The sequence below is a fragment of the Streptomyces sp. NBC_00988 genome, from assembly GCF_045162645.1.
Lineage (GTDB): Bacteria > Actinomycetota > Actinomycetes > Streptomycetales > Streptomycetaceae > Streptomyces.
Genome location: NZ_CP108730.1, coordinates 6,289,497 through 6,308,108 on the forward strand (window position 1 = coordinate 6,289,497; position 18,612 = coordinate 6,308,108).

At 67.1% G+C, this 18,612-nt stretch carries 17 protein-coding genes; 8 read left to right on the forward strand and 9 right to left on the reverse strand.

Features of this window, described 5'->3' with window-relative positions; translation table 11 throughout:
- Positions 1-10 precede the first annotated feature (10 nt).
- Entirely contained in the window at positions 11-1,219 is a 1,209-nt protein-coding gene (locus OG496_RS28830) for an MFS transporter (protein ID WP_405972956.1), read from the reverse strand.
- 141 nt (positions 1,220-1,360) lie between these two features.
- Here OG496_RS28830 and OG496_RS28835 point away from each other — a divergent pair, with 141 nt between their 5' ends.
- Both OG496_RS28835 and OG496_RS28840 read left to right on the forward strand, forming a co-directional pair.
- Positions 1,361-1,819 carry a MarR family transcriptional regulator gene (locus OG496_RS28835; protein WP_366494815.1) on the forward strand — a complete coding sequence of 153 codons (459 nt, stop codon included), beginning with the start codon at positions 1,361-1,363 and terminating at the stop codon, positions 1,817-1,819.
- Positions 1,820-1,859: 40 nt separating this feature from the next.
- Positions 1,860-2,312 carry a GNAT family N-acetyltransferase gene (locus OG496_RS28840; RefSeq protein ID WP_405972957.1) on the forward strand — a complete coding sequence of 151 codons (453 nt, stop codon included), beginning with the start codon at positions 1,860-1,862 and terminating at the stop codon, positions 2,310-2,312.
- 100 nt (positions 2,313-2,412) lie between these two features.
- Here the strand turns inward: OG496_RS28840 and OG496_RS28845 are convergent, their stop codons facing one another.
- Positions 2,413-3,798: a serine hydrolase domain-containing protein gene (locus tag OG496_RS28845; RefSeq protein WP_405972958.1), complete on the reverse strand. Its 1,386-nt coding sequence runs from the start codon at positions 3,796-3,798 to the stop codon at positions 2,413-2,415.
- An 85-nt stretch (positions 3,799-3,883) separates the two neighbouring features.
- Positions 3,884-5,362: a replicative DNA helicase gene (gene dnaB / locus OG496_RS28850; RefSeq protein WP_405972959.1), complete on the reverse strand. Its 1,479-nt coding sequence runs from the start codon at positions 5,360-5,362 to the stop codon at positions 3,884-3,886.
- 459 nt (positions 5,363-5,821) lie between these two features.
- Here dnaB and OG496_RS28855 point away from each other — a divergent pair, with 459 nt between their 5' ends.
- Positions 5,822-7,159 (forward strand): MATE family efflux transporter, encoded by a 1,338-nt coding sequence (locus tag OG496_RS28855; protein WP_405972960.1) that lies wholly within the window; start codon positions 5,822-5,824, stop codon positions 7,157-7,159.
- Between the two features lie 166 nt (positions 7,160-7,325).
- Here OG496_RS28855 and rplI read toward each other — a convergent pair whose 3' ends face one another.
- The 4 genes from rplI to rpsF all read right to left on the reverse strand — a co-directional run bounded on the left by rplI (position 7,326) and on the right by rpsF (position 9,054).
- Positions 7,326-7,772: a 50S ribosomal protein L9 gene (gene rplI, locus OG496_RS28860; RefSeq protein ID WP_019073380.1), complete on the reverse strand. Its 447-nt coding sequence runs from the start codon at positions 7,770-7,772 to the stop codon at positions 7,326-7,328.
- 18 nt (positions 7,773-7,790) lie between these two features.
- Entirely contained in the window at positions 7,791-8,027 is a 237-nt protein-coding gene (gene rpsR, locus OG496_RS28865; RefSeq protein WP_006381652.1) for a 30S ribosomal protein S18, read from the reverse strand.
- A 57-nt stretch (positions 8,028-8,084) separates the two neighbouring features.
- Positions 8,085-8,684, reverse strand: a complete 600-nt coding sequence (locus tag OG496_RS28870; protein ID WP_405972961.1) for a single-stranded DNA-binding protein — start codon at positions 8,682-8,684, stop codon at positions 8,085-8,087.
- Positions 8,685-8,763: 79 nt separating this feature from the next.
- A complete protein-coding gene (gene rpsF / locus OG496_RS28875; protein ID WP_006604399.1) occupies positions 8,764-9,054 on the reverse strand; it encodes a 30S ribosomal protein S6 in 291 nt (96 codons plus the stop codon).
- A 276-nt stretch (positions 9,055-9,330) separates the two neighbouring features.
- On the opposite strand from rpsF, the gene OG496_RS28880 reads away from it, so the two are divergent.
- The 3 genes from OG496_RS28880 (at position 9,331) to OG496_RS28890 (ending at position 12,061) form a co-directional block, all read left to right on the forward strand.
- Entirely contained in the window at positions 9,331-9,645 is a 315-nt protein-coding gene (locus OG496_RS28880; RefSeq protein WP_318017438.1) for a hypothetical protein, read from the forward strand.
- Positions 9,646-9,824: 179 nt separating this feature from the next.
- Positions 9,825-10,946, forward strand: coding sequence for a peptidoglycan bridge formation glycyltransferase FemA/FemB family protein (locus OG496_RS28885; protein WP_366494810.1), 1,122 nt, complete (start codon positions 9,825-9,827; stop codon positions 10,944-10,946).
- A gap of 83 nt (positions 10,947-11,029) precedes the next feature.
- Entirely contained in the window at positions 11,030-12,061 is a 1,032-nt protein-coding gene (locus OG496_RS28890; RefSeq protein WP_393750525.1) for an alanine racemase, read from the forward strand.
- A 101-nt stretch (positions 12,062-12,162) separates the two neighbouring features.
- Here OG496_RS28890 and OG496_RS28895 read toward each other — a convergent pair whose 3' ends face one another.
- Together OG496_RS28895 and OG496_RS28900 are read right to left on the reverse strand one after the other, a co-directional pair.
- A complete protein-coding gene (locus OG496_RS28895; RefSeq protein WP_405972962.1) occupies positions 12,163-13,662 on the reverse strand; it encodes a glycosyltransferase family 87 protein in 1,500 nt (499 codons plus the stop codon).
- Between the two features lie 136 nt (positions 13,663-13,798).
- Positions 13,799-16,042 carry a transglycosylase domain-containing protein gene (locus tag OG496_RS28900; protein WP_366494925.1) on the reverse strand — a complete coding sequence of 748 codons (2,244 nt, stop codon included), beginning with the start codon at positions 16,040-16,042 and terminating at the stop codon, positions 13,799-13,801.
- A 735-nt stretch (positions 16,043-16,777) separates the two neighbouring features.
- Between OG496_RS28900 and OG496_RS28905 the strand changes: the two genes are divergently transcribed.
- Both OG496_RS28905 and OG496_RS28910 read left to right on the forward strand, forming a co-directional pair.
- The gene (locus OG496_RS28905) at positions 16,778-17,464 is read left to right on the forward strand and encodes a PadR family transcriptional regulator (RefSeq protein WP_033285749.1); all 687 of its coding nucleotides are present in this window, start codon (positions 16,778-16,780) and stop codon (positions 17,462-17,464) included.
- Positions 17,465-17,509: 45 nt separating this feature from the next.
- On the forward strand, positions 17,510-18,592 hold the full coding sequence (locus tag OG496_RS28910) for an inositol-3-phosphate synthase (RefSeq protein WP_405972963.1): 1,083 nt from the start codon (positions 17,510-17,512) through the stop codon (positions 18,590-18,592).
- Positions 18,593-18,612: the final 20 nt, after the last annotated feature.

Genomic DNA, 18,612 nt, shown 5'->3' on the forward strand with positions numbered 1-18,612 from the left:
CCGGGCGGGGTCAGTGGTGGACGGCGGTCCGCTGCCCGCTCGTCGTGCCGGCCGCCACGACCGCGCCGTGGGCACTGGTGCGGCGCTCCAGGGCGGCCGAGAGGATCGCGAGGACCAGGGCGGCCGCGGCGAGGACGGCGCCGACCCAGTTCGGGGCGGTGTAGCCGAAGCCGGCCGCGATGACGATGCCGCCGAGCCAGGCGGACAGCGCGTTGCCGAGGTTGAACGCGCCGATGTTCACGGCCGAGGCCAGCGTCGGGGCACCGTGTGCCTGGTCGAGAACCCGCTTCTGCAGCGGCGGCACGGTGGCGAAGCCCAGGGCGCCGATGAGGGCGATGGTGACGGCTGCCGCGATCTTGTTGTGCGCGGTGACCGTGAAGAGCGCGAGCACGACGGCCAGGGAGCCCAGCGAGACGTACAGCATGGGCATCAGGGCGCGGTCGGCGAACTTGCCGCCGACGAGGTTGCCGCCGACCATGCCGAGGCCGAAGAGGACGAGCAGCCAGGTGACGGAGCCGTCGGCGAAGCCGGCGACGTGGGTCATCATCGGCGCGATGTAGGTGATGGCCGCGAAGACGCCACCGAAGCCGAGCACGGTCATCGCCATGGCGAGCAGGACCTGGGTGTTCTTGAAGGCGGCCACTTCGTGGCGCAGCCGTACGCCCTCGGGCTTGGGCAGGTCGGGCACGAGCTTGGCGATACCGGCCAGGCCGATCACACCGAGGCCCGCGACGACGGCGAAGGTGACGCGCCAGCCGACGGACTGCCCGATGAGGGTGCCCAGCGGGACGCCGACGACGTTGGCGACGGTCAGTCCGGTGAACATCATCGCGATGGCTCCGGCCTTCTTGTCCGGGGCGACCAGTCCGGCCGCGACGACCGAGCCGATGCCGAAGAAGGCGCCGTGGGCGAGCGAGGCGACCACGCGGCCGATCAGCATCACGGAGAAGCTGGGGGCGACGGCGGAGAGCAGGTTGCCGACGATGAACAGGCCCATCAGCAGCATCAGCATCCGCTTGCGGGGGACCTTGGTACCGAGCACGGTCATCAGCGGGGCACCGATCACCACACCCAGCGCGTAGCCGGTGACCAGCAGTCCCGCGGTGGGGATGGAGACCCCGAAGTCACCCGCGACCTGGGGCAGCAACCCCATGATCACGAACTCGGTCGTTCCGATTCCGAAGGCCCCGATCGCGAGGGCCAGTAGCGCGAGAGGCATGTGGAGGTACCCTTCCCAGAAGATTGCAGGAGCGCTTTGCCTGCGCTCACAATAGTTGCAGGCGCGGGCTATATGCAAGCGCGGACTATTTCATCTGTGCTCTATCCTGGGTTCAACCGCTCCGGGACGGAGGAAACGCCAATGACAGCGACGGACCCCGCACTCACCGCCCTCGCCCAGGGCTGGTGCGCTCTCTCCTTGCTGCACGGGAGGATCGAGGCGCACATCGAGCGCGCCCTGCAGGCCAAGCACGACCTGAGCATGCGCGAGTACTCGCTGCTCGACGTGCTCAGCCGGCAGCACGACGGTGACGGGGGCCATCTGCAGATGCGGCAGGTCGCCGACGCGGTCGTCCTCAGTCAGAGCGCCACCACCCGGCTGGTCACCCGGCTGGAGGACCGCGGCCTGCTCGCGCGGTACCTGTGCCCGACCGACCGACGTGGCATCTACACGAACGTCTCCGAGGCCGGCCTCACCCTCCTCGAAGAGGCCCGCCCGACCAACGACACCGCCCTGCGCGAGGCCCTCGACGCGGCGGCCACGAACCCCGAACTGGCGCCACTGGTCCGGGTCGTGGAGTCGATGAACGTGCCCGCTTAGGTCCATCCCGGAGCAACACACCCGTGCCTAAGGTGTGGTCATGGGAGATCTTGAAATACGAGCTGCGGTCACCGAGGACGTCCCTGCGATCGTCGCCATGCTTGCCGACGACCCCCTGGGTTCCCAGCGCGAGTCACCGGACGACCTGACGCCCTACCTGGCCGCGCTGGACCGTCTGACCGCCGACCCGAACCAGCACCTCGTCGTCGCCGTCCGCGAGGGCCGCGTCGTCGGCACCCTCCAACTTACGGTCATTCCGGGGTTGTCCCGCAAGGGCGCCACACGCTCGATCATCGAGGCCGTACGCATCCACGCAGACGAGCGGGGCAGCGGCCTGGGCACACAGCTCATCGAGTGGGCGATCGCCGAATCACGCCGCCAAGACTGCCAGTTGGTCCAGCTGACTTCCGATGTCACCCGCACCGACGCCCACCGGTTCTACGAGCGACTCGGCTTCACCGCCTCACACGTGGGCTTCAAGCTCCCCCTCTGAGAAGACCTCTCCTCCGAAGAGAGAGCGAAGCGTCCGTCTCGGCCGACAACGGGAGGCGTCATGTTTCACGTGAAACATGACGCCTCGCCGACTACGGCGGCTAGCGGATCCCCCGCCACCCCTCCGAGTCCACCCCACCCGGCACGGAAGCGCTCTCGTCGTACGGCTGACGCGTGAAGACGAACGATCCGAGGTCCAGGTGACTCAGGGGCCCGTCCGGGCGCCGTACGGGCCGTATGAGCTCTCCGGCGTAGTAACCCTCCAGCCCGGTCCAGGTGCCGTCGCCGTTGGCCCGGAACCGCGAACGGCGGCCGTTGCCTGCCAGCGGCTCCAGTGAGGCCCCGCCGTCGGCCGTCAGCCGCAGGGCGAAGCCGTGCGTGCCCCAGTACCACTGCCCCGCCAACTCCAGTGCCTCGACGTCGACTTCGGGCATCGGGCGCCATGGCTCGGGAATCCGCGGCTCGGCCTCGGCGACGATCCGGACGAGATCGGCGCCAACCGAGGACAGCAGGGGACCCGAGGTGCAGTTGGCCAGCACGACGGCCGAGACGTCGTCGGCCAGGCTGATGGTGAGGTTCGCCAGGAAACCGGGCAGCGATCCGGAATGGCCGACGAGCAGCCGCCCATCGCGGTGCTGGACCTGTAGACCGAGACCGTAAGCGGAGCCGTCCACGACGTCAGCCGCCTCGGCCGGTGCCGCTGGGGTCCGCATCTCCCGTACGGACTCCGCACCCAGAACCCGGTCGTCCCCATGGGCGAGGAAGACGGCAAACCGCGCCAAGTCGCCGGTGGTGGACCAGAGTTGACCGGCCGACGCCATACGGCCCAGATCCTCGGCGGGTTCCGGCAACAGCGCATCGGCCCAGGGATGCACCGCCCAGCCACCCGCGTGCGGTGCCTGCGGCTGAGCACTCGTACGGTCGAGGCCCAGAGGTTCGAGCACTTCCCGCCGGAGTACGTCCTCCCACGGGGCGCCCCTCAACTCCTCGACAAGCGCGCCCAACACCGAATAGCCGGGATTCGAATAGTGGAACCGACGGCCGACCGGATGCAACAGCGGCTGTTCGCCCAGCACATCCCGGAGCTCAGGACGCAGGGAACCCGGCGTCCGCTCCCACCAGGGCGCGGGTGACTCAGCCGCTAACCCGCTTGTGTGCGCGAGCAGTTGGGCGATGGTGGCCTCCCCCGCGCCGGTGCCGGGCAGATGCTTCTCCAGCGGGTCACCGAGGTCGAGGACGCCCTCGTCCCGCAGCCGCAGGACCAGGACGGCGGTGAAGGTCTTGGTGATCGAGCCGATCCTGTACTGCACGTTCTCGTCCGGCCCGTGCCCGTCCACCGAGGTCCGCGCGCCGTGCCACACCGCCCGCCCGCCGCGCACCACCGCCGCGACCAACGACGGCGCTCGCCCCTCGGCCTGGGCCACGGCGATCCGATGCAGCAGCGCCCGGCGGGTACCGGGAAGCAAGTCGTCCTGAGATGTCGTCATGCCCCCAGTCCATCCGGCGGGACGGCCGTACGTCGAGCACATTTCTCGGGACACGGTCCTGGGTCGGCCGCCTACAGCCGCCCGGTCAGGTCTGCGCCATGTCCACGAAGCGCGAGTAGTGGCCCTGGAAGGCGACCGTGATCGTCGCCGTCGGGCCGTTACGGTGCTTGCCCACGATGATGTCGGCCTCGCCCGCGCGCGGAGACTCCTTCTCGTACGCGTCCTCGCGGTGCAGCAGGATGACCATGTCGGCGTCCTGCTCGATGGAGCCGGACTCACGCAGGTCGGACACCATCGGCTTCTTGTCCGTGCGCTGCTCGGGACCACGGTTCAGCTGCGAGAGCGCGATCACCGGGACCTCCAGTTCCTTGGCCAGGAGCTTGAGGTTTCGGGACATGTCCGAGACCTCCTGCTGACGGCTCTCCTGTCTCTTGGAGCCACCGGCCTGCATCAGCTGCAGATAGTCGATGATCACCAGCTTGATGTCGCTGCGCTGCTTGAGCCGGCGGCACTTCGCGCGGATCTCCATCATCGACAGGTTCGGGGAGTCGTCGATGTAGAGCGGCGCGGACGACACCTCGGGCATCCGTCGCGCCAGCCGCGTCCAGTCCTCGTCGGTCATGGTGCCGGAGCGCATGTGGTGCAGGGCTACTCGGGCCTCGGCGGACAGCAGACGCATCGCGATCTCGTTGCGCCCCATTTCGAGGGAGAAGATGACGCTCGGGAGGTTGTTCTTGATCGACGCCGCGCGTGCGAAGTCGAGCGCGAGTGTGGACTTACCCATGGCGGGACGGGCCGCGATGACGATCATCTGGCCCGGGTGCAGACCGTTGGTGAGCGAGTCGAGGTCGGTGAACCCGGTGGGCACACCGGTCATCTCGCCGCTGCGTGAGCCGATCGCCTCGATCTCGTCGAGCGCGCCCTCCATGATGTCGCCGAGCGGAAGGTAGTCCTCGCTGGTGCGCTGCTCCGTCACCGCGTAGATCTCGGCCTGGGCCCGGTTGACGATCTCGTCGACGTCGTCGTCGGCCGCGTATCCCATCTGGGTGATGCGGGTGCCGGCCTCGACCAAGCGGCGCAGGACGGCCCGCTCGTGGACGATCTCCGCGTAGTACTCCGCGTTCGCCGCCGTCGGAACGGTCTGGACGAGCGTGTGCAGATACGATGCGCCGCCGACCTTGTTGATCTCACCGCGCTTGGTGAGTTCGGCGGCGATGGTGATCGGGTCGGCCGGCTCGCCCTTGGCGTAGACGTCGAGGATCGCCTGGTAGATCGTCTCGTGCGCGGGCTTGTAAAAGTCGTGGCCCTTGAGGACCTCGACGACGTCGGCGATGGCGTCCTTGGACAGGAGCATGCCGCCGAGCACGGACTGCTCGGCATCGAGATCCTGCGGCGGTACGCGTTCGAAGGCCGAACCCGCGCCCTCCCACTCGCCGCCCTCCCTGCCGCGGTCGTGCTGTTCGTCCCGGCCGCGGCCTCCGTCACCTCGTCGTCGGGAAGCGGGCAGACGATCGCTTGGACCGCTATCGGCCCACGGGTCGTCCAAGGGCTCGGAAATACTCACCGAGCCACCTCCTCCCGTCCGTCGAGCGGACCTCGCCGTGCCCCTTATTTCTACGGCACGGCACTGACAAATGAAGCGCCCAACTCCGGTACGGGCGCGTCGGTTTTGTGATGGTTCTCGGTCCGACGGACGGGGCGGGTACCGGTCCACCGTAGGCCTGTGGGCACCGTCAGCCAATCTGGTTATCCACAGGCCATGTGGACGACGGCCCGGATGCTGTGGAGAACCTGCCAAAACCTGTGCACGACCCGGTGGACAGCCCTGTGAACAAGACCTCGCCACTTCTGCCGTAACCGATCTGACCTGCACCTTTCCCATCCACTGGCTGTGCAGAAGAAAAACTTTCCACATCGGACCAAGATCGCTTCGAACAGTGCGCGAGAGGACACGAGGCGAGATCAGAGGTAAGGGTCACAAAGCAATTGCATCTCTTACCTGTGGACGATTAGATTAGTGCTCATGACACAGGCTCCCGCGGCCACCAGGGCCACCCGACGACAGCACGACCGAGAGATCGTCATGCTGGCCGTCCCGGCCTTCGGCGCACTCGTCGCCGAGCCCCTCTTCGTCATGGCCGACAGCGCGATCGTCGGCCATCTCGGCACGGCACAACTAGCCGGACTCGGAGTCGCATCCGCCCTCCTGACGACAGCCGTGAGCGTCTTCGTCTTCCTCGCCTACGCCACCACCGCGTCCGTCGCCCGACGCGTCGGCGCGGGTGACCTCCAGGCCGCCATCCGCCAGGGCATGGACGGCATCTGGCTCGCCCTGCTGATCGGCGCCACCGTCATAGCCGTCGTCCTCCCCTCGGCACCCGCCCTCGTCGGCCTCTTCGGCGCCTCGGACACCGCCGCCCCGTACGCGAACACCTATCTGCGGATCTCCTCCATCGGCATACCGGCCATGCTGATCGTCCTCGCCGCCACCGGAGTCCTCCGCGGCCTGCAGAACACCAAGACACCGCTCTACGTCGCCGTCTCAGGCTTCGTCGCCAACGCCGCCCTCAACGTAGGGCTCGTCTACGGTGCCGATCTCGGCATCGCCGGCTCCGCCTGGGGCACCGTCATCGCCCAGTGGGGCATGGCTGCCGTGTATCTCGTCGTGGTCGTCCGCGGAGCCCGCCGGCACGGCGCCCCCCTCAGCCCGGACGCCGCAGGGATACGAGCCTCGGCCCAGGCCGGCGCAGCTCTCCTCGTGCGCACGCTCTCCCTGAGAGCGATCCTCCTGATCGCCACGGCCGTCGCGGCCCGCCTCGGGGACGCCGACATCGCCGCCCACCAGATCATCCTGTCCCTGTGGTCTCTGCTGGCCTTAACGCTCGACGCCATCGCGATCGCGGGCCAGGCCATCATCGGCCGCTACCTCGGCGCGGACGATCCCGCAGGTGCCCGCGCCGCCTGCCGTCGCATGGTGCAGTGGGGGATCGCCGTCGGAGTGGTGCTCGGTCTCCTGGTGATCCTGTCCCGCCCGCTCTTCCTGCCCCTGTTCACCAGCGACCCCACCGTCAAGGACACCGCTCTGCCCGCCTTGATCATGGTGGCACTCTCCCAGCCGATCTGTGGCGTCGTCTTCGTCCTGGACGGGGTACTGATGGGCGCGGGAGACGGGCCGTATCTCGCTGGGGCAATGGTGGTGACCCTGGCGGTCTTCGCTCCAGTGGCGCTGCTCGTACCGGCCCTCGGCGCCGGACTGACCGCGCTCTGGGGAGCGATGACCCTGATGATGGCGGTCCGCATGCTGACGCTCCTGCTGCGGGCCCGCTCGGGACGCTGGGTCGTCACGGGCGCGACCCGCTGACCGTTTCACGTGAAACACGGCGCACCGTCATGTTTCACGTGAAACATGAGCGCCGAAGCGCCCCCGAACGCAATACACGGGCCACGCATGCCTCATCCCGGAACACAGCAGAGGGGCCGCACCCCAACGGGTGCGGCCCCTTTCTCAGCTGTGCCGAGCGCAGCGATCAGGCTGCGATGACCTCGATGTTGACCTTGGCGGCAACCTCGGGGTGCAGACGCACGGACGTCTCGTGGGCGCCCAGGGTCTTGATCGGGGCAGACAGCTCGATACGACGCTTGTCGACCTCGGGGCCACCGGAAGCCTTGATCGCGGAAGCGATGTCGGCCGGGGTGACGGAACCGAAGAGACGACCGGCGTCGCCGGAGCGGACAGCCAGACGGACCTTGACGCCTTCGAGCTGGGCCTTCACAGAGTTGGCCTGCTCGATGGTCTGGATCTCGTGGATCTTGCGAGCACGACGGATCTGCTCGACGTCCTTCTCGCCACCCTTGGTCCAGCGGATAGCGAACTTCCGCGGGATCAGGTAGTTGCGAGCGTAACCGTCCTTGACGTCGACGACGTCGCCCGCGGCACCGAGGCCGGAGACCTCGTGGGTGAGGATGATCTTCATTAGTCGGTCACCCTTCCCTTATCGCGCGGTGGAGGTGTAGGGCAGCAGCGCCATCTCACGGCTGTTCTTCACAGCCGTGGCGACGTCACGCTGGTGCTGCGTGCAGTTGCCGGTCACGCGGCGGGCACGGATCTTGCCGCGGTCGGAAATGAACTTCCGCAGCATGTTCGTGTCCTTGTAGTCCACGTACTGGACCTTGTCCTTGCAGAATGCGCAGACCTTCTTCTTCGGCTTGCGCACAGGCGGCTTCGCCATGGTGTATCTCCTGTGTGATCAAGAAGTGTGGGTACGACCCACCCTCGGCCCGAGGGCCTAGAAGGGGGGCTCGTCCGAGTAGCCGCCACCGCCACCGCCGCCGCTGGCACCGCCGGAGTTTCCACCCCAGCCGCCACCGCCGCCGCCCTGGTTTCCACCGGCAGGAGCGCCGGTAGCCCACGGATCGCTGGCGGGAGCGCCGCCGGCCGGCTGACCGCCGCCGGAGTTTCCACCCCAGCCGCCGCCACCCTGGCCGCCGCCACCTTGGCCACCGCCCTGGCCGCCACGACCGCCGGGGGTCTTGGTGACCTTGGCGGTGGCGTAGCGCAGCGAAGGACCGATCTCGTCGACCTCAAGCTCCACGACCGTTCGCTTCTCGCCCTGAGGGGTCTCGTACGAACGCTGCCGGAGTCGTCCCTGAGCGACGACGCGCATACCGCGCGTCAGCGATTCAGCAACGTTCTCTGCGGCCTGACGCCAGATCGACGCGCGGAGGAACAGCGCGTCGCCGTCCTTCCACTCGTTGCTCTGGCGGTCGAACGTCCGAGGCGTCGACGCGATCGTGAAGTTCGCGACGGCGGCGCCGGACGGGGTGAAGCGCAGCTCGGGATCATCGGTCAGGTTTCCGACGACGGTGATGACGGTCTCGCCTGCCATGGGGGAACCTCTCGGCGGGTTTGCTGCTGTGGCTGCTTGATTGCTGCTACTCGAATCCCGGGATCAACTGAGCGGAAGCTCAGTGGGTCTCGGGGCGGAGGACCTTGGTCCGGAGGACCGACTCGTTCAGGTTCATCTGGCGGTCGAGCTCCTTGACGACCGCAGGCTCGGCCTGCAGGTCGATGACCGAGTAGATGCCCTCGGGCTTCTTCTTGATCTCGTACGAGAGACGACGACGGCCCCAGGTGTCGACCTTCTCGACCTTTCCGTTGCCCTCACGGACGACGGAGAGGAAGTTCTCGATCAGGGGGGAGACAGCGCGCTCCTCCAGATCGGGGTCGAGGATGACCATCACCTCGTAGTGACGCATGTGGAACCCACCTCCTTTGGACTCAGCGGCCACGGTCGATCCGTGGCAGGAGGGTTGTTATGCGTAAGCAACAGTGTGTGCCAGTAAAACAGCCGCCACTGACATCGGGTGCCCCTGGCGGGGATTCCGAGTCGTGGCATGGGCAGACACCAGTGCAGAGGGTACAGAGTACCCGCACACCGGCTTCCGGTTGAAATCCGGTGGCGGAGAGCGTCAATCTGTACACATCGGGTGCGTCCGGCGCGACGATGCGCCGCCTTCCGCAGGAGGTGCCACATGGCACAGGCATTGCGACCCAACACCGCCGGCTCTCTGTTCGCCACAGACGGCAAGCCTCATCCGCTCCAGGACACACTGCTCGCGGTGACCGTGGTGCTCGGGCTGACCGCGTTCATCACCGGGTTCTTCCACAACCTGCATCTGCTCAGCTCGTGGGCCGGCCTGGTGGGGATCCTCACCGGCGCGTACGGACAGTGGATCTCCGAGACGACGAGGGAGCGCTTCGGCCTGATCCTGGGTCTCGGTGCCGCGGGTGTCGGATTCTTCCTCGGCATGGCACACGGCGGCCTGTTCGGCGGCGTCATCAGCTGACGGCCTGGACGCCACAGTCCCAACTCCGCGTAAAACAGCACGGAACGCCTTGGCGGCCAACAGGCCGAGGCGAAGGTTGCATACGCCCAGTCGGGGCGCTCGCAAGGCGCAGTAGGCTTCGGCGCGAGAGCCGGAGCCCCTGTACCCATGGGGACACCCCAGCCCGAGGAGCGCCCCGAATGAGCCTGACCCTGAGGACCATCAGCCGTGAGCAGCATCTGGCATTCATCCAGAGCCTGCCCTCGGCGAGCCACATGCAGGTCCCGGCATGGGCTGATGTGAAGGCGGAGTGGCGCTCCGAGAGCCTCGGCTGGATCGACGAGAAGACCGGCGAGCTGGTCGGCGTGGGGCTGGTCCTCTACCGGCAACTCCCCAAGATCAAGCGCTACTTGGCCTACCTGCCCGAGGGCCCGGTCATCAACTGGTTCGCGCCGAATCTGGACGACTGGCTCCAGCCGATGCTGGCCCACCTCAAGCACCAGGGCGCCTTCTCGGTGAAGATGGGCCCGCCGGTCATCATCCGGCGCTGGGAGGCCATCTCCATCAAGGCCGGCATCCAGAACCCGGACGTGAAGCGACTGCGGGACATCGAGGCCGACTTCATCGAACCGCGCGCCTTCGAGGTGGCCGACAAGCTGCGCCGTATGGGCTGGCAGCAGGGTGAGGACGGCGGCGCGGGCTTCGGCGACGTCCAGCCGCGCTACGTCTACCAGGTGCCGCTGGCGAACCGCTCCCTCGAAGAGGTCCACAAGAACTTCAACCAGCTGTGGCGCCGCAACATCAAGAAGGCCGAGAAGGCCGGTGTCGAGGTCGTCCAGGGCGGTTACCACGACCTTGAGGAATGGCAGCGGCTGTACGAGATCACGGCGGTGCGCGACCACTTCCGGCCCCGCCCGCTGTCGTACTTCCAGCGCATGTGGACGGCCCTCAACACCGAGGACCCCAACCGGATGCGGCTGTACTTCGCCCGGCACGACGGGGTCAACCTGTCGGCGGCGACGATGCTCGTGGTCGGCGGACATGTCTGGTACTCCTACGGCGCCTCCGACAACATCGGGCGTGAGGTCCGGCCCTCGAACGCGATGCAGTGGCGGATGCTGCGCGACGCCTACGCGCTCGGCGCCACCGTCTACGACCTGCGCGGCATCTCCGACTCGCTGGACGAGACCGACCACCTCTTCGGTCTGATCCAGTTCAAGGTGGGCACCGGCGGGCAGGCCGCCGAGTACCTCGGCGAGTGGGACTTCCCGCTCAACAAGCTGCTCCACAAGGCGCTCGACATCTACATGTCGCGCCGCTGACCTCACGGTCCTCGCTTCGATAACGTCGACAGCTTCCATACTTCTGATACACCGCAGCCACCCGAAAGGTTCCAGGTCCGGCCATGGCGCTCACGCTCTACGTCGACACCGCGCGCTGGCGGGCGCATCACAAGCACGTTGCCGGGCAGTTCCCCGGGCTCGTCCCGGTCTGCAAGGGCAACGGCTACGGCTTCGGGCACGAGCGGCTGGCGGAGGAGGCGACGCGGCTCGGCGCGGACGTCCTCGCCGTCGGCACGACGTACGAGGCCGCCCGGATCAAGGACTGGTTCGGCGGTGACCTGCTGGTGCTGACGCCGTACCGCCGCGGCGAGGAGCCCGTTCCCCTGCCGGACCGGGTCATCCGCTCGGTGTCGTCCATCGACGGCGTGTACGGCCTCGTGGGCGCGCGCGTGGTCATCGAGGTGATGTCCTCGATGAAGCGTCACGGCGTGAGCGAGCAGGAACTGCCGCAGCTGCACTCCGCCATAGAGAACGTGCGCCTGGAGGGCTTCGCCATCCACCTCCCGCTGGACCGCACCGACGGCTCGGACGCCGTCGAGGAGGTCATCGGCTGGATGGACCGTCTGCGGGCCGCCCGGCTGCCCTTGCACACCATGTTCGTCAGCCACCTCAAGGCCGAGGAACTGGCCCGGCTGCAGCAGCAGTTCCCGCAGACCCGCTTCCGGGCCCGTATCGGCACCCGGCTGTGGCTGGGGGACCACGAGGCCACCGAGTACCGCGGGGCGGTCCTGGACGTCACCCGGGTCTCCAAGGGCGACCGCTTCGGCTACCGGCAGCAGAAGGCGGCCTCGGACGGCTATCTGGTGGTCGTGGCGGGCGGTACGTCGCACGGGGTGGGCCTGGAGGCCCCCAAGGCGCTGCACGGCGTCATGCCGCGCGCCAAGGGCGTCGCCCGCGCCGGCCTCGCCACGGTCAACCGGAACCTTTCTCCGTTCGTCTGGGACGGCAAGCAGCGATGGTTCGCCGAGCCGCCGCACATGCAGGTCTCGATCCTGTTCGTACCGGCGGAGGCGGCCGAGCCGAAGGTGGGCGAGGAACTGGTGGCCCATCTCCGGCACACCACCACGCAGTTCGACCGCATCGTGGATCGCTGAGCCACTCCAGGACAGCCGAAAGGCCGTACACGGGACCTCCCGTGTACGGCCTTTTCGTGTGGTCACGCCGTCTTCCGCAGGCTCTTCCGTGCCCTGTTCGCTCAGAGCGAACGGTCGGCCGGCCCCTCGCTGCCCCACTCCACCTGAGGTCCGTCGAAGGGGGCCGCGTGCCGCCCGGGACGGGCCGCGGCCCCGAAGACGAAGACGTCCTCCGCCCTGTCGAGCACCCCGCCCGAGGGGTCGTCGTCGCCCGCCAGGCGCACCACGTCCCGCTCCGGCATGAGGATGTCGCGCACGATCACGGCGCACAGGTAGAGCGTGCCCAGGATGTGCAGGCCGATGGCCCAGTGGTAGCCGTCGGTCGGCAGGCCCTTGTGGGCGTCTCCGCTGGTCGTGTAGGCGAGGTAGAACCAGATCCCCAGGAAGTACGCCACCTCGCACGCCTGCCAGATCAGGAAGTCCCGCCACTTCGGCCGGGCCAGCACCGCCAGGGGGACCAGCCACAGCACGTACTGCGGCGAGTAGACCTTGTTGGTCACGATGAACGCCGCGACGATCAGGAAGGCCAGCTGGGCGAAGCGCGGCCGGCGCGGAGCGGTCATCGTGAGCGCCGCGATGCCTGCGCAGCACAGCAGCATCAGCAGCGTGGCGAACGTGTTGACGGTGTCGGTGCTGAGCGGGTCGCTGGAGTTCTGGGCCAGGATCAGCCAGAAGGACCCGAAGTCGACGCCCCGTTCCTGGCTGAACGTGTAGAACTTCGACCAGCCGTCGAAGGCGAAGAGCATCACCGGCAGGTTCACCGCCAGCCAGGCGACGGCAGTTCCTCCGAACGCCTTCCCGAAGTCCCGCCATTTGCCCGCGCGCCAGCACAGCAGGAACAGCGGTCCGAGCAGGAAGACGGGATACAGCTTGGCGGCCGTGGCAAGGCCCAACAGGACGCCGAACGCGAGGGAACGGCCCCGCGACCACATCAGCATCGCCGCGGCCGTCAGAGCGACCGCCAGGAGGTCCCAGTTGATGGTGGCGGTCAGCGCGAAGGCGGGTGCCAGGGCGACCAGCAGGCCGTCCCAGGGCCGACGGGCGTGCGTGCGGCTGACGCAGACGACGATGACGGCCGCGCACACCATCAGCATTCCGGCGTTGACCATCCAGTACCACTGTTCCTGGTGCTGGATGCTGCCGCTGCCCGGCGTGAGCCAGGCGGCCACCTCCATGAACACACCGGTCAGCACCGGGTATTCGAGGTACTGCATGTCGCCGGGCAGCTTGTCGAAGTACGGCACGAGCCCGTCGGCGAAACCGCGCCCCTGATACAGGTGCGGGATGTCCGAGTAGCACGCGTGCGTGTACTGCGAGCTGGCCCCGAAGAACCAACCGCTGTTGTAGCAGGGCGCCTTCTGGACCAGACCGAGGGCGAACATGCCGATCGCCACCAGCGCGACGACCCGTACGGGAGTCCACCAGGACGTCCCCTGGAGAGCGCGCCGGCCGATGGGGCCACCGATCAGTTCACTCCCGGCGGCGGCGACCTCGTCGTCCTTGGTCGGCCGTACCGGATCCGGCTCGTGCACGCTCGTGGGCGTCAGTTCTGCACTGGGCATGGGGCACATCCTGCCGTACGGACCTAGGTGTACGCCGAGGGCCGCCGCACCTCGTGGATGCGGCGGCCCTCGTTTCACGTGAAACATCCAGTGAAGGGTGTTTCACGTGAAACACCCTTCATAGGCGATATGGCGGCTAACCGGTTGAGCCTCCGAAGATGCCCCCGTTGCCGCTGCCTCTGCTGGTGCCACTGGATTCCGTAGCAGTGGCCGTGTCCGTCGGCGTGGACGTCACACCTCCGTCGGTGCCACCGTCGTCGCTGCACTGCCAGCTGAACTTGCAGGACTCAGTGGCCGACGGTGTCGAACTCGGCGTCTCACTGGGCGTCTCGCTCGGTGTCTCGCTGGGCGTCTCACTCGGCGTCACGACGGGCGTCGGAGTGGGAGTCGGGGCACCGTCTTCGTTCGACACCTTGTCGATCTTGGTGGCGTCCGGGAAGCCGGGGTCGGACTTCCCCTTCAGCGCGGCCTCCATGTACTCGGTCCAGATCGCCGTCGGAATGTCACCACCATGGATGGACGCCACCCCTGCTGTGCCGTTCATGGAGAGCAGTTCGGCGTCCTTGGGGTTCTCCCTGAACATCGCGATCGACGTCGAGAGCTGCTGGGTGTAGCCGACGAACCAGGCCGACTTGTTGCTGTCGGTGGTACCGGTCTTGCCGGCCGCATCACGGCCCAGAGCCTTCGCGGCTTCGGCCGTACCGTTCTGGATGACGTTCTCCAGGGTGTTCGTGACGTTGTTCGCCACGTTCTCCGGCATGGCCTGCTTCACGGTCGGCTTGCTGAAGCCGGACACTGGCTGCCCGTCGTGCTTGACGGCGGTCACCGAGTACGGGTCCGCCTGCTTGCCGGACGCGGCGAACGTCGCGTACGCGTCGGCCATCCGGATCGCGCTGGGCGTCGAGGTGCCGATGGCGAAGGACGGGTTCAGCGTGGCGAAACTGTCGTCCAGTATCCCGGACGCCTTGGCAACGTCCCGCACCTTCGAGTTCCCTACGTCCATGCCCAACTGCACGAACGGCGTGTTGATTGACTGCTCCATCGCCTTGCGCAGCGTGATGTAGCCCCAGGGGTAGTTGCTCTCGTTGTTCTGGTAGAAGATCGAGCCGTCCTTGTTCAGGACGTTCGTGTCGTCCTGGTTTCTGACCTTGAGATGGTCGTCGCCGTTGTACTTGCTCAGTGGCGAGATACCGACGCCGTCGGTCTTGTACGTGCCGTACTCCATGGAGGCGGCGAGCACGAACGGCTTCCAGGTCGAACCCACGGGGACACCTGAGGTGTCGGCGTTGTTGGTGAAGTGGCCGTTCTCGTAACCGTCGCCTCCGTAGAGGGCGACGATCGCTCCGTCGTTGGGCACAACCGACGCGGCGCCGAACTGGACGTACTTGTCCAGATCGCGCTTCTTCGGGTCGATGCGTTCCTTCTGGACCTTCTTCACGGCCGCGCTCAGCTCGTTGACCTTGTCCTTCTGGAAGGTCGTATAGATCTGGTAGCCGCCCTGGTCGAACTCGGTCTGCGAGATGTTCGAGTGGTTCAGGACGTACTTCTTGGCCGTGTCCACCAGGTAGCTGATCTGGCCGGTCATGCCCTTAGTGGCCTTGAGCCCCTGAGGCATGGGGTACTTCTTGATCGCCGTCTGGTACTCGGCGTCCGTGATGCGCTTGTCGTTGTGCATCTGCTCGAGAATCCAGCTCCAACGAGCCTTCGACCGGGCGGTGTTGGACTTGGCGTCCGCCGCGGGGTCGATGTTCGTGGCGCCGATCGGGTCGTAGTACGTCGGCCCCTTCAGCAGGGCCGCCAGGAAGGCGCACTGGCTCGGCGTCAGCTTGACCGCGTCCACACCGTAGTAGGTCTGCGCGGCGGCCTGTATGCCGTAGGCGCCACGGCCGTAGTACGAGGTGTTCAGGTAGCCCTGCAGGACCTGTGCCTTACTGAGCTGCGTGCCCACCTTGATGGAGATGAACATCTCCTTGAACTTACGGGTGACCGTCTGTTCCTGGCTCAGGTAGGTGTTCTTGACGAACTGCTGGGTGATCGTCGAACCACCCTGCGTCTGACCACCCTTGGCCATGTTGGCCAAGGCTCGGGCGATACCCATGGGGTCGACGCCCGAGTCCGTGTAGAAGCTCTTGTTCTCGGCCGAGATCACCGACCACTGCATGGCCTGGGGGATCTGGTCGATGGTGATGTTCTGACGGTTCGCGCCGGTGCCCGTGGCGACCATCTGGTCGCCGTTGGACCAGTAGTAGACGTTGTTCTGCGACTTGGCCGCGGTGTTCTCGCTGGGGATGCCGACCATCGCGTAGCCGACGCCGACCGCGGCCACCAGGCTGCCGAAGAAGAACAGACACAGGCCGGAGACAAGCCTCCAGGAGGGCATCCAGCGGCGCCATCCGTACTTGTCGAAGCGCGGATAGTCGATGAACCGCTTCTTGCCGGGCGCGGGAGCTCGGCCTCTGCCCCGGCCGGGCCCGTTCGGGCCGCCGGGACCCTGGCCGGCGGGCTCTCTGCGACGGCCGCCGCTTCTTTGGGCAGCCCTGCGTGCTTCGGCGCGGCTGCCGTACTGGCGCTCCTCACCCCCCGGTTCTGCGGGGTTCGACCCATAGGAGTCGGAGGGAGACCCGGTGGTGGCGCCTCGCGGTGCCGCGCGGCGGCCGGAGGTCGGTCCGGACTGGCCGCGTCGGGCCGCGGCACGTCCGCCTCCCTGCGGCTGCGGCGGTTTGCGACGGTGCTCGCTCATCGAACGATTACTCCTCGGGCAGGCGCATCCGTGCGCGCCTGGAAACGGCGGCTGGTTTCCGGTCCCCCCGAAGTACGGATGTGGTCGGTTCTGCATTCATCCGTACCGCACCGGGGACGTCGACGCCCCCACGCGTCACTTGGTTCCCGGTGGTGTGCATGCCGCACAGACTACGCACCGTCAAAACCTGCTTAGCCCCGAAGTTCACCCCAAATCAGGCAACTTGATTCCAACGAATCAGTGATGTGACGCCGCTCACCATCTCCCCACTTGTCGCATCCGGAAGGCCGTTCTATCGTCTGGATGTATCGAGTCGATACATCAGCTCGGCATAAAGGCCGTCACGGTCGGACCGCGGACAGGAAGGAGGCGACGATGAGCAGACGCTCCGGCATCCTTGAGTTCGCCATCCTCGGCCTGCTCCGCGAATCTCCGATGCACGGCTATGAGCTGCGCAAACGACTCAACACGTCACTGGGTGTGTTCCGTGCGTTCAGCTACGGAACGCTCTACCCCTGCCTCAAGACGCTGGTCGCCAACGGCTGGTTGATCGAGGAGACGGGGAACACCCCCGAGGACGCCCTCACCGCCACCCTCGCCGGACGTCGCGCCAAGATCGTCTACCGGTTGACGGCGGAAGGTAAGGAGCACTTCGAGGAGCTGCTCTCGCAGACGGGGCCCGACGCGTACGAGGACGAACATTTCGCCGCTCGTTTCGCCTTCTTCGGGCAGACGTCACGCGACGTACGCATGCGCGTACTGGAAGGTCGCCGCAGCCGGCTGGAGGAGCGTCTCGACAAGATGCGCACCTCCCTGGCGCGGACCCGGGAGCGCCTCGACGACTACACGCTTGAGCTGCAGCGCCACGGAATGGAGTCCGTGGAGCGCGAAGTGCGCTGGCTGAACGAGCTCATCGAGAGCGAGCGAGCCGGACGGGACCTGAAGGGTCCCGCCTCCGGAGGCTCCGCTCAGCAGGACAGCACATCTGGGGAGTCGGGCGGCCTGCCCCGGCTCGGGGGCGCCACCCCCGGGCCGGATCCGTCCGACGAAACCACCACATGAGGTCCAGTCAGGGCCTCAACCTCGCACACACAGGGAGCAACCGGAATGGGTTCGGTTCGCGTAGCCATCGTCGGCGTGGGCAACTGCGCCGCCTCACTGGTACAGGGCGTCGAGTACTACAAGGACGCCGATCCGGCGGCCAAGGTGCCCGGTCTGATGCACGTCCAGTTCGGCGAGTACCACGTCGGTGACGTCGAGTTCGTCGCCGCGTTCGACGTCGACGCGAAGAAGGTCGGCCTCGACCTCTCCGACGCCATCGGTGCCAGCGAGAACAACACCATCAAGATCTGCGACGTCCCGAACAAGGGCGTCCAGGTCCAGCGTGGCCACACCCTCGACGGCCTGGGCAAGTACTACCGCATGACGATCGAGGAGTCCGACGAGACCCCGGTCGACGTCGTCCAGATCCTCAAGGACAAGCAGGTCGACGTCCTCATCTGCTACCTGCCCGTCGGTTCCGAGGACGCGGCGAAGTTCTACGCCCAGTGCGCCATCGACGCCAAGGTCGCCTTCGTCAACGCCCTCCCGGTCTTCATCGCCGGCACCAGGGAGTGGGCGGACAAGTTCACCGAGGCAGGCGTCCCGATCGTCGGCGACGACATCAAGTCGCAGGTCGGCGCCACCATCACGCACCGTGTGATGGCGAAGCTGTTCGAAGACCGCGGTGTCCGCCTCGAGCGCACGATGCAGCTCAACGTCGGCGGCAACATGGACTTCAAGAACATGCTGGAGCGCGACCGCCTCGAGTCCAAGAAGATCTCGAAGACGCAGGCCGTCACCTCGCAGATCCCGGACCGCGACTTGGGCGAGAAGAACGTCCACATCGGCCCGTCGGACTACGTCCAGTGGCTCGACGACCGCAAGTGGGCCTACGTCCGCCTCGAGGGCCGCGCCTTCGGCGATGTCCCGCTGAACCTGGAGTACAAGCTCGAGGTCTGGGACTCCCCGAACTCCGCGGGTGTCATCATCGACGCCCTGCGCGCCGCGAAGATCGCCAAGGACCGCGGCATCGGCGGCCCGATCCTCTCCGCGTCGAGCTACTTCATGAAGTCCCCGCCGGTGCAGTACTTCGACGACGAGGCCTTCGCCAACGTCGAGAAGTTCATCAAGGGCGAGGTCGAGCGCTAGGACCCGCCACCGATTCGGTC